We start from the raw sequence: 13,013 nt of genomic DNA on the forward strand, positions 1-13,013 counted from the left end.
ATCCTATTGATTTACTAAAATAGTCATAATAGGTTATTTAACATAAAAAATATTGATTATTTATTAAACTATATATAAAAATATAATAGTATTTATCACTTAATCAATAATAAAAGAATGAATTAGAATGAATAAATTAATATGTTATAAAAAAATAAAACATATATAAAATAAAAAAATAATATTGCTTTAATACAATATTAATAAAATAATTTCATTTTAAGTCTACTAAGTTTTAAGTGTGTATTTTTATGATAGACTTTTTTATACTTATTAAATTTATAAACAACAATATTCTTTAAATAACTAATTTCATTCATTTATTTAAATAAAATTAATATTAATTTATTCATATTCTAAAATATCACTAACTATATTATAAATAATAATTTTTATAACAGATGAATACCTTAATAAATAATTATTGAAATATATTACTAATATATATTCCTATTAATTATAGTAGTGTATTTATTTTTAAGAGTATAAGTGTAATATCTTCTTTAACTTTAGGTAAAAATTATTATGCTAACCTAGTTAAAATATTATATAGTAATCATTAATGTAGTAAAAATTATATTTACTGAATAAGATAAAAAATCTAAAAATACGAAGTTTTTTATAAAACAAGACTTATCTCTTTATAGAGATAAGTAATCTATAGTTATTATTATAACCTATATGTATTATAGTACAATTAATACTAGAAGTTAAATTAATCCCTCTAAATATAATATTTAAATTAATAATTTATTATATTCTAAGAATTAGTATCTATCATTAGATAGATATACTTTTAAGTAAAAAATACTATTAATCTATAAAATAGATATATATTTTATTTAATCTTGCAAATACTATTATAATAAGTATATAATAATTGAAGTAGAGAAAAATAATTTATTGAGCAAATACTATGATTTACATTACTAAAGCTGCGGAAGAGCACATTATTTTGCTGCTAAAAAAACAAAAATCAGGTACCCAAATACGTATTTTTGTAATAAATCCAGGTACATCAAACGCAGAATGTGGTATATCTTACTGCCCATTGGATACAGTAAAAGACAGTGATACTAAACTAGATTTTCAAGAAATATCAGCTTATATTGATAATATAAGTGCACCATACCTAGAAGGTGCAAAAATAGATCTTACTTGTGATAAATTAGGTTCCCAACTAACCTTAAAAGCCCCAAAAGCCAAACTATGTCAATTGGATGACAACGCTTCATTAAAAGAGCGTGTTGAATATATGTTACAAGTAGAAATTAATCCTCAGCTAGCTAATCATGGTGGCATTGTACTATTAATAGAAATAACTCAAGATAATATAGCTATCCTGAAATTTAGCGGAGGATGTAATGGTTGTTCAATGGTAAGCTATACCTTAAAAGATGGTATTGAGAAGGAGTTATTACGTAAAATACCTGAATTAAGAGGTGTAAGGGATATAACTGATCATAAACGTAGTAAACATTCTTACTACTAAATATTTAGTACGTTAGTTTTAAGGTATCATTATAAAATTAATAATTATACTTGCAATACATTATTGGATGTTAATTGGACTTTTAAAAAAAAATAATACAGATTATGTATCTCAAGATAAAATCTTTCCTAAAAAATATTTATATTGCTGTTTTATAATTTCATTATATAATATTCTAATTTATATAAATTAGAATAATATTCTATCTACGTAAAGTTATTTTTATTTAATATTAAAATATCAAAGCTTATAAAATTAAGTTATTTAATATTAAAAATAATTTTAGAATGTATAAATTATTATAATAATATAACTGAAAATAATATAATATTAAGTAATATAAAATTTATTTTTTATTTTTTATGTTAAATTTAACACCATATAAATCTAATTATATATAAATAAATATATTTAGATATTTTATTATAAAATGTAAATAACTCATTAATGTTAGTTATCTAAGGATATGATTAATAGTGTAGTTATATTAAAAATAATCTATTTAATTTTTTGCTTAAAATATACTGTCAATCTTCTTATTGATATATCATTAAGTAATGTACTGATGATTATCAATTTACTACCTTATAATACAATATAATGATACTAAAAAGATTAGCCATAAAGATTATTGATCTTAACGATAATCAAACTAATATTGCTATTATTATAGCAAATAAAATTGTAACTAGTAAGCAATATTTTAATTAAAAGTATGTATCTAATCTATTGATGTAACAAAAATTTATTTATTGCTACCATTACACCATCCTCTTGATTACTTTTAGTAACAAATTGAGCTGCGTTTTTAATTAAAGGCTCTGCATTTCCCATAGCTACACCAATACCCGCGTATTTCAACATCGCTAAATCATTTTCATGGTCACCAATACTCATTATATTTTCGCGTGAAATATTAAGATAGTTAGCCATCAGGGCTATTCCCTTACCTTTATCTGCATCTTTGCTCAGAATTTCCAGGAAATATGGACTACTTTTCATAATAGTATAAAGCTTGTATGTTTTTTCCGGGATATAAGTAATAGCCCTATCAAGTACTGACGGATAATCTATCATCATCATCTTTGAAAAACTAATCTTCTGATCCATTTCATCAGCAGGGCAGAAATATAGTGGGATACCAGTAATAAAAGATTCATGTACAGTATATTTGCTTATGTCACGATTTGCAGTATACAGTTTTTGATGATCAAAGACATGAAAATGTGAGCCAACCTGACGCGATAGTGATTCAAGATATACATAATCAGAATAATTAAGCAAAGTTTCAAATAAAGGTTTCCCATTTTCAGCATGTACTATTAGACTGCCATTATTACAAATACAATAGCATCCTACTTTATCTAACTCTAAATCATGTAGATATTGCTGAGTGCCAATATAAGGACGTCCAGTAGCTAGTAGTATATGCACACCATAAGATTTAGCTGTTAAAATACTCTTCTTTACCGCAGATGTAATAACACGATTATTATTAAGAAGGGTACCATCTAAATCTATGGCAATTAATTTAATTGACATTATATTTTTCCTTAAAATACATTATACTAATGCATTATATTAAATAAAACTCATGCAAATAATTATAGTAATATTTTATAAAAAAATCAGATATATATTACCAAAAATTTTTTTTATGATAATTATAGATCATATAAAATTAAAGTAATTTTAAAATGAAATAAAATACTATAATTTTTTCTTTAATTGATACAATAAAAATTGTGGAAAGTATTACTGAATAAAAATTTAAATAATTTATTTGATTACTATTTTTCTTATACTAGAATTATATTCTAACTTTATATACAATATACTAACTAATTTTAAAATAAATAATATAACAATATAAAATTAATTTATTAATTATATCAGTTATCGGGTAACTAATATATGGATAAAATCCATATCACCGTATAAACTTTCTATTTTATAATAGAAATATATACCACTATAATAAAGAAAGTATTTTATCTATATTAACCAATTGAAGCTTGATAAGGTTATGTATCATTCCTGAATAGGAATCAGTAATTGAATAATTACACTAAAAATAATGAAAGACTAATAGCATTCACAAACCTAATACTTAAAATTATATTAGTAATAAATTATTATATGAATGGGGTGATTAAATAACTTCTTAAAGTTAAGATTTTTACAAAATACAATAGGTAAATTTTTTCTCTTAAAATATCGTAATAATATTTAAAGTATTTTATATATAAAATTATTTATTAATAAATAATTTTATATTAATTTAATTAAAATATATTATTACTATAATACAATCTAAATTAATATCATTTAGCATCTTAACAATTACCTCTCATTAAGAGAGGTAATTGTTGTAATATAAATTATCAAATAATAATAAATTATTTATAATTTATAAAAAATAAAGAGTATTATATACTATGGTTTTTAAAAATATTTTATAACTAAATATACTTAAAAATTTAGAATAGTATTCTAAAATATAATGTGCTGGATTTGCTATTTTTTAAAGTAGATTATAAATCTAGATTAGATGCACGAAGTGCATTTTCTTCAATAAAAGTACGACGAGGTTCAACTGCGTCGCCCATTAAAGTAGTGAATAATTGGTCTGCAGCAACAGCATCTTTTATAGTTATGCGCAACATACTACGACTTTTAGGATTCATGGTAGTTTCCCATAGCTGGTCTGGGTTCATTTCACCCAAACCTTTATAACGTTGTATAGATAAACCACGACGAGAATCCTTTACCAGCCACTGTAAAGCTTCATCAAAACTAGTAATTGATTTACGACGGTCACCTCGCATAATAAAAGCATTTTTTTTAATTAGACCACATAAAGTCTTACCCAAATTAGAAATAAGACAATATTCAACACTATTAATAAAATCTAAATCTAATTTATAACATATTTCTACACCATGGGTACGGATAAGTAAGGCAGGTATAAACATTTGATGCTCAATATTTTTATTTAGCATTGCAGAATAAGTGCTTCCGTCAATCTCTTTCTCATTTAGAATATTTGCCAAGGAAGTAATCCACTGATGTACTTGATCTTGATTACTAAGTTCTACATCTGATAGTGGTTGGTAATATATTAGCTCGTTTAATACCTTCTTAGGATAACGGAATTCCATTCTAATAATAATTTTCTGTACCTGATAGTATTTGGTTACTAATTTTTCTAGATGATCTTTAGATATAGCTGGCGAATATTGATTAACATAAAGTTTTGCACTATCAAGAGCGATAGAAAGTTGATATTTGTCCATTGCATCATCATTTTGAATATATTGCTCCTGCTTGCATCTTTTCACTTTATATAGCGGAGGTTGAGCAATAAATAAATGACCGCGTTTAATAATTTCAGGCATATGACGATAGAAAAAAGTTAATAGTAATGTACGAATATGTAATCCATCTACATCAGCATCAGTCATTATAATAATACTATGATAACGAAGCTTATCTGGGTTGTATTCCTCACGACCTATACCACATCCTAAACCAGTAATCAATGTAGCAACCTCTTGAGAGGAAAGCATTTTATCAAAGCGTGCTTTCTCAACATTTAATATTTTACCTTTTAGAGGAAGTATTGCTTGATTCTTGCGATTACGTCCTTGCTTCGCAGAACCCCCTGCTGAATCTCCTTCTACTAAGTATAGTTCAGAATAAACTGGATCTCTCTCTTGACAATCAGCTAATTTACCTGGTAGTCCTCCTGATAAATCTAACACTCCTTTGCGACGCGTAATTTCACGGGCTTTACGAGCTGATTCGCGTGCACGAGCAGCATCAATTATTTTGCCTGTAATCATTTTTGCATCAGCTGGATTTTCTTGTAAATATTCGGCAAGTAGTGTGTTTATTTGTGTTTCAACGGCAGTTTTAACCTCAGAAGAAACCAACTTATCTTTAGTCTGAGAGGAGAATTTAGGATCTGGTACTTTTACGGAAACTACTGCAATTAATCCTTCACGAGCATCATCACCAATAACACTAACTTTAGCTTTCTTACTATAGCCTTCTTTTTCTATATAGTTATTCAAAGTACGCGTCATCCCAGCACGAAAACCAGCTAAGTGAGTACCACCATCACGCTGTGGAATATTATTAGTAAAACAGTATATATTTTCTTGAAAACCATCATTCCACTGAAGAGCTACCTCAACTCCTATATTATTTTTTACAGTAGAAAAATAAAATATATTTGAATGAATGGAACGCTTATTTTTATTTATATATTCCACAAAGGATTTAATGCCACCTTTATAATGGAAGTAATCTACACGATAATTACGATTATCGTGTAGATTAATAGAGACACCAGAATTCAAAAAAGAAAGTTCCCTTAGACGTTTAGCTAAAATTTCATACTGAAATTCGGTATTACTAGAGAAGGTATCCCTACTAGGCCAAAAACGTACTGTTGTACCAGTATCCTCTGTGTTACCAATTAATTTTAAAGGAAATTGAGGTACACCATGTACATAAGTTTGCTTGTAAACTTTACCTTCACGACGAATAATTACTTCTAGTCTTTCAGATAAAGCATTAACTACAGAGATACCTACTCCATGCAAACCTCCAGAAACCTTATAAGAGTTATTATCAAACTTACCCCCGGCATGCAACATGGTCATTATAACTTCAACAGCAGATACTCCCTCTTCTTCATGCAAGTCTGTAGGAATACCTCGACCATCATCCTGTACTGATACAGAGTGATCACTATGAATAGTGACAATAATTTTCTTACAATAACCAGCAAGTGCTTCATCAATGGCGTTATCTACAACCTCAAATACCATATGATGCATACCTGTACCATCATCAGTATCACCTATATACATGCCGGGACGTTTTCGTACGGCGTCCAATCCTTTTAATACCTTGATACTTGAAGAGTTATAAGTATTTAACATCATATGGCTCGTTTATTTTAAATTATGGTAAAATTACTATTTTAATTTATTAACTAAAACTTTTATAATTTTATGTAAAAAATATCTAAAATTTATTTATACATTACTATAAAAATTTAAATATAGAGTAAAATAGTTAGAGTAGTTATGTAACTAATTAAGATTAATTAACATCAAAAAACTAATCAATAAGATTGTCTAGAAGATATTAGCAATCTATGTAATCATTACAGTGGTATTGTATAAGCTATTATAATACAATTCATTATTTTTATATTCACTTAAATCACCTAGGTAAATAAAAAATTTCTTCTAAATAAAAAATAATTTATATTATCTAATACTATATTTAAAATTGAACATTTTTTATTATTATTAATATATTGCAATAACTATATATTTAATGAATTAATTAAATTAAGTTAAATTAAAAGAAATAACTAATACTCTTTAAAAAAAATGACTAAAAACTATACTTTACGATATAACTCTAATGGTAAAGTGTTTATAAATTTAGTCAGCAAGATATACTAACATTATCTTGCTATAAATTAATTAACCTAAAAGAATCAATGACTTATAGAAGTAAGTTATTACAATATTAGAGTAATGTTTAACAAATTAAGTAATTATGTTTTTTATTATATCATTTTATTAAAATAGGATAATATTTATCCTAGTTTATAAAAAATTTTATAAAGAGTTATATAAGCATCTATCTAGATTATTAATAAAAATGAATATATAGATATTAATAAATAATATGTTGACTATTAATCAATATTATCAATCAGTAATATCAGATATATAATCTTATTAAACAATAATAAATTAGTTTATTAATTAAAATAAATTATATTTTAGTAGATTACTAATCTAATAAGTGAAAAAATATTCTAAACTTAATGAAAATATATCAAAATAATTATTTTAAGTATACTATATTTCCGCTATATTATTATAAATAAAATTAACTTTAATAATAAATATATAATAAAACTAAAGAATGATATTATATCATAATATAATAAATTTTTATATGTCTTGTAATAATGATATTTTTACTTAAATTACAAAAATATTATCAAAAAAATGTATTAGTTCTAATAAAACTCATATATCAAATTAACCTATCATACAATCAATATTATTGATATAACCTAAAAATAAAGTAATAAATAAAAAGTAAATATATCTTATTTACTATATTCTCATAGGCATTACTATATAAGTAGTAGAAGTAGTCTCTGCATCTTCAATTTGAACGCTAGATGATTCATCAGTAAAAAAAATATGTACATATTTGCACTTTAGTACACTCAGTATATCTAAAACATAACTAACATTAAAACCAAGCTCTAAAGCATGACCTTCGTAATTTACATCCATAATTTCTTCTGCTTCTTCCTGCTCTGGATTGTTTGCAGTAATTCTTAATTGCTTATTGCTGAGACAAAAACGTACGCCACGAAATTTTTCATTAGATAGAATAGCTACCCTAGAAAATGCTTGTTTTAACTTATCACAACTAGCTTTTAACATTTTATTTGGATTTTTTGGTAATACAAGACGATAATCAGGGAAAAGACCACAAATAAGTTTAGAAGTAAAAGTAAAATCACCTATATGAGCTCGAATATTACTACTACCAATTTCTAAAAATAATAAAGTCTCACTATTATCAAGTAGTCTATATAGATCTATTACACCCTTACGTGGTACGATAGCAGAATAATAAGGTAATACTTTTTTACCAATAGACATAGAGCATACTGCAAGACGATGACCATCAGTAGCAACTGTGCGTAAATATTTATTTTTAGTTTCAAATAGCATACCATTAAGATAATAACGCACATCCTGATTAGCCATAGAAAATTGAGTAGATTCAATTAGTTTTCTTAGTGTCACCTGGGGTAAACTTAATTCAACTTCACTCTGCCAATCATCTACGTTAGGAAAGTGAGAAGCAGGTAGCGTAGCTAAATAAAATTTGCTACGCTCTGAATATACAAGCATACGATTTCCTTCTAAGACCACAGTTATTTCTGCGCCTTCTGGCAAACCTCGGCAAATATCAACAAATTTACGAGTAGAGACAGTAATAGCACCCATAACATAATCTTGTAAAATAGGAATGCGTGCTATTATTTCTATTTCTAGATCACTACCTATTAAAAATAAATAATTTTCTTTAACTCGCAATAGCAAATTATTCAGAATGGGTAATGTTGATCGTATACCCTTTAAGCTGCTAACTTGTTGTAAAGGTTTTAGCAGATGATCTCGTTTAACAATAAATTTCATATATTTATTATTACTGTTATTTAATTAAGATGACAATATACTAATTAATTTAGAAAAATCTTCTTTAATACTATAGTTTTCTACACGTAGTCGATCAATTTTACGACAAGCATATAATACTGTTGTATGGTCACGACCACCAAAAGCATCACCTATTTCTGATAAACTATGATTAGTTAATTTCTTTGTTAATGCAATTGCTATTTGACGTGGACGAGTAACAGAGCGTACACGTCGTTTAGATAGTAAGTCTATAATTTTTATCTTATAAAACTCAGCAACTGTCTTCTGAATACTATATATAGTAATAATTTTTTTTTGTAAGACTAATAAATCTCTTAGTATTTCACGAACAAAATCAATGTTAATAACATTCCTAGTAAAACTAGCACTAGCAATGACCCTATTTAATGCTCCTTCAAGCTCACGTACATTGGAACGCAGATGCTTAGCGATAAAAAATGCAACTTCACCAGGTAAATGTATACTATTTTCATTTGCTTTTTTTATTAAAATAGCTACTCTTGTTTCTAATTCTGGTGGCTGAATAGATACAGTTAATCCCCAGCCAAACCTTGATTTTAATCGGTCTTCTACACCATTAATCTCTTTTGGATGACGATCTGAAGTAAAAATCATCTGCTGGTTACCTTCTAGTAGAGCATTAAAAGTATGAAAGAATTCTTCCTGAGAACGTTCTTTATTAGCAAAAAAATGAATATCATCTATAAATAGAGCATCAACAGAGCGATAGTAATGTTTAAAATCTTCTATTTTATTATTTTGTAAAGCCTTAACCATATTATAAACAAAATCTTCAGAATGCATATAAATAACTTTAGCGTTATTTTTACATGTAACGATGTTATTACCTACCGCATGTAAAAGGTGAGTTTTACCTAATCCAGTACTGCTATATAAAAATAATGGGTTATAAGTTATACCAGGATTCTCAGCTACCTGACGAGCTGCTGCGTGTGCTAATTGATTAGATTTACCTTCAATAAAATTATCAAAGGTATGTTTAGAATTTACATTTGAATAATAACATAACTCTGATTGAATAGGTGATTTATTCAAACTAAGGTGCATAGTTGTAAGACCGTTACTTTTAGTCTGAATGATAGGAGTTGTAACTATATTGGTGACTGAATTTTTAGAAGGCATAGTGATTGTAACAGGTTTAATTCCAATTTCAAAACGTATCAATAGTGAGTGTCTTCCATAAAAATTATTTAATAATAGATTAATATTATTAAGATATTTATCACGAACCCAATCTAATACAAAACGATTAGGGGCGTAAAGGGCCAGGATATTGTCACTGAATTCCGCTCGTAAAGGACGGATCCACATACTAAATTCTGTGGCAGGTAACTCATCTTGTAATCTGGCAAGACACTGTTGCCAAAGTAAAAGTGACACGGCGTACTCCACTAGAACAATATTAATAAGAAATAAATAAAATATTTCACATTACTATTTAAAAAATATGTTTATTTAAAACTGATAAAAGTTTGTACTCCATATACAATGAATCTAATCTTAATACATAAAAATATATACATTAGATTACTAAAAATAAAACTATAAAATAATAATATCTTTTAAATACGATGCATACATATCATTTTATATAAAAACAATAATATTATATGTATTATATTACAAATAAAACATATCATAATAGCGTAAACTAATAAGAATACTCATAATTTATTTTACAAAAAATATTTATCGTTTTTATCTAAATATAAAGTTTATAGAGAATAATTTATAATTTATATATCTAGTTGAATAGATATAAACCATTTAATGGATCTTCCTTGATAATTATTACGATTAACTAAAAGAGATACTTTATCTAATAAAAATTATTAAAATTAAATGATCAGATGAATGTCAATCTTGTAATAATAAATTTAATTAAATATATTAATATAAAAAAACTACTACTAATATATTACTAATAAATAGTTTATTTAACATATTACAAAAAGAACTAAAGTATTTTAATCATACTATAGTTTAAAACTAATAAATCTATTGTTAGATATCTAGATGTATACTTACATAATAAACAATTAAAAATATTAATTTTGAAACAAAATTTTAAAAAAAGAGTAATTTTTACTAATTTAATCTTAATTAGATATAACGTATAATATTTTAGTTAAAATAAATAAAAATCCATTAAATATAACACTAATTATAAAAAGTATATATTAAGTGTTATTAGATATCTCTAATATGCCAATGTATTCAAAATACATTGAATTATATCTACCTAATTATACTAGTAATGCGACTTATATATAATATTTAATATGATATATACGAGAGGTCTAATAGAGAATTAAAAATTAATAAGTATCTTATAATAGATTATCTATATATCTTGCTAACTTAATTGAATAGATATAAAATTAAATATTTTATTACAAAATAGTATGTACTATTTTATAGTAGTAGGGTTGTATTTTTATAAAAAATATTTAGAGAGAAATAAAAATATTTTTATCTTAATAGCATTTACTATAAATATAAAGCTACATACGATAGATATCGTATGTAGCTTTAAATAATAAAATTTAATTAAGCTACTTTTAGATATTTAACAAAATTAAAATTATATAAATTACTTAGATTAATATCTTATTAATTTAATATATTCTAATATATTAAATGGAATGACTTTCCTTGAAAAGTTTAATTGTTTAATCATATAAAATTCTCAAATAATTATTTGATTAAAGATAATTAATTCAGAAAATATAATGTCTTTTATTATCCTTGATAATAAATAATTAAATATTTTACATATAGATAATTTTTACTATCTTAAGTGAATATAATTCAAATAATGTATTACAAATAAGATGTTCTGACTATTATGATTAGCAGTCCATATACTACTAATAATTATAAATTATATTCTTATATAGTTATTTCATATAACTTATATAAAACATCATATTGATAAGATTGAAGGGGTTCTATAAATATGTATGCTGAACTGTGTTTTATTTTTTAGCTAAATAGCTTAAATAACAATAATCATTGATATTTAAAAAACTCAGTCTTTAATAAAATTGATAAAACAATTTTATTAACACCCTAAGTAAAGAAATAATTTTATAGTGTATAAAAAATATCTTTATGTAAACCAGATATATTATAATTAATACATAATAAATTGAGTAATTAATTTATAACATACTTTCTGAATCTAAAAATAAATTAGTATTATAAAATAAATTCTATACAAAATTAAATTAAACATATAGAGATTAATTTATAATAAATTTTATGGATGATTATGTATTTAGGAGCATAATAATAATGAATTATTTTAATTAAAATTATGAAATTATATAACCTATACCCACTAATTTATTAGTGGTTTATAACTTATTAAGTTTTATTACTATACTATATAACTAATATAAGTAATTTATATTTAATTAATTTACCTTATAGTTAATTATTTTTATAGTAAAGAGTAAACGTAACCTGAGATAAAATAAATACTTTTTACTGGTTTTACATGAATTATTGAGCATTGAAATTTTAAAAAATTACTCAAAATTTTTAAACTAACAAAATATATTTAATTAATTAATATAAAATATATTTTTAGTTACTACTATATAATGAAAATTTCTATAATAAATTTAAGATACATTCATATCTGTTATATTATTTTAATGTTAAAAAGCATTTTATAAAAATAAATGGATAGATACAATCCTGTATTAATATTATCACTGTTATTAATTATAGTACAATAAGATTATATAATATACTAAAATTACATTAGTACTAATAACAGAATATAAATAATCTATATTTATATAATACAAACTTACTACACTGCTTGCTATATGTAAAAGTATTATTTTATAAATCGTTATATACTTATTATGTATATATATTTTTGTTATCAATAAATACCTATAATAATACTAAAAAATGTAACTTATTAAAACTTATATTAGCAAAATAAAAATAGAAATTAAGATTTTCTTTTTATAAGTAATATAAATTGAATATTTGGGTTTTAGTATAACAATAAAAATATTTATACTTAAATTATACCTCTAGTTGCAAAGTATCTTAGTAAGTTCTATGAACATAACATATTATTTAAGATAATTTTTTATTATAAATATTTTATCGTGAGATTATTAAATATTTACAATATATTCCATGAAGGTTTATTTATACTAATTTGCCTAAATTTTAATAAAAAATTATATGGT

The 13,013-nt window shown here is 24.0% G+C and carries 5 protein-coding genes; 1 reads left to right on the forward strand and 4 read right to left on the reverse strand.

All coding sequences use genetic code 11. The annotated features are described in order from the left end of the window. Positions 1-916: 916 nt before the first annotated feature. Positions 917-1,492 (forward strand): Fe-S biogenesis protein NfuA, encoded by a 576-nt coding sequence (nfuA, locus tag K0T98_RS02095; RefSeq protein ID WP_225639215.1) that lies wholly within the window; start codon positions 917-919, stop codon positions 1,490-1,492. Positions 1,493-2,218: 726 nt separating this feature from the next. Here the strand turns inward: nfuA and yidA are convergent. The 4 genes from yidA to dnaA form a co-directional block, all read right to left on the reverse strand. Beyond that, on the reverse strand, positions 2,219-3,034 hold the full coding sequence (yidA, locus tag K0T98_RS02100; RefSeq protein WP_225639216.1) for a sugar-phosphatase: 816 nt from the start codon (positions 3,032-3,034) through the stop codon (positions 2,219-2,221). A gap of 992 nt (positions 3,035-4,026) precedes the next feature. After that, entirely contained in the window at positions 4,027-6,444 is a 2,418-nt protein-coding gene (gene gyrB / locus K0T98_RS02105; RefSeq protein ID WP_225639217.1) for a DNA topoisomerase (ATP-hydrolyzing) subunit B, read from the reverse strand. Positions 6,445-7,647: 1,203 nt separating this feature from the next. Beyond that, entirely contained in the window at positions 7,648-8,751 is a 1,104-nt protein-coding gene (gene dnaN / locus K0T98_RS02110; RefSeq protein ID WP_225639218.1) for a DNA polymerase III subunit beta, read from the reverse strand. A gap of 24 nt (positions 8,752-8,775) precedes the next feature. After that, a complete protein-coding gene (gene dnaA, locus K0T98_RS02115; RefSeq protein ID WP_225639219.1) occupies positions 8,776-10,176 on the reverse strand; it encodes a chromosomal replication initiator protein DnaA in 1,401 nt (466 codons plus the stop codon). Positions 10,177-13,013: the final 2,837 nt, after the last annotated feature.

Source organism: Candidatus Profftia sp. (ex Adelges kitamiensis), from assembly GCF_020342455.1.
GTDB lineage: Bacteria > Pseudomonadota > Gammaproteobacteria > Enterobacterales > Enterobacteriaceae > Profftia.

What these genes read in the sequence shown, in the direction of transcription:
- nfuA (WP_225639215.1), top strand. Translation starts at nt 917, where the DNA reads ATGATTTACATTACTAAAGCTGCGGAAGAGCACATTATTTTGCTGCTA.
- yidA (WP_225639216.1), bottom strand. Translation starts at nt 3,034, where the DNA reads ATGTCAATTAAATTAATTGCCATAGATTTAGATGGTACCCTTCTTAAT.
- gyrB (WP_225639217.1), bottom strand. Translation starts at nt 6,444, where the DNA reads ATGTTAAATACTTATAACTCTTCAAGTATCAAGGTATTAAAAGGATTG.
- dnaN (WP_225639218.1), bottom strand. Translation starts at nt 8,751, where the DNA reads ATGAAATTTATTGTTAAACGAGATCATCTGCTAAAACCTTTACAACAA.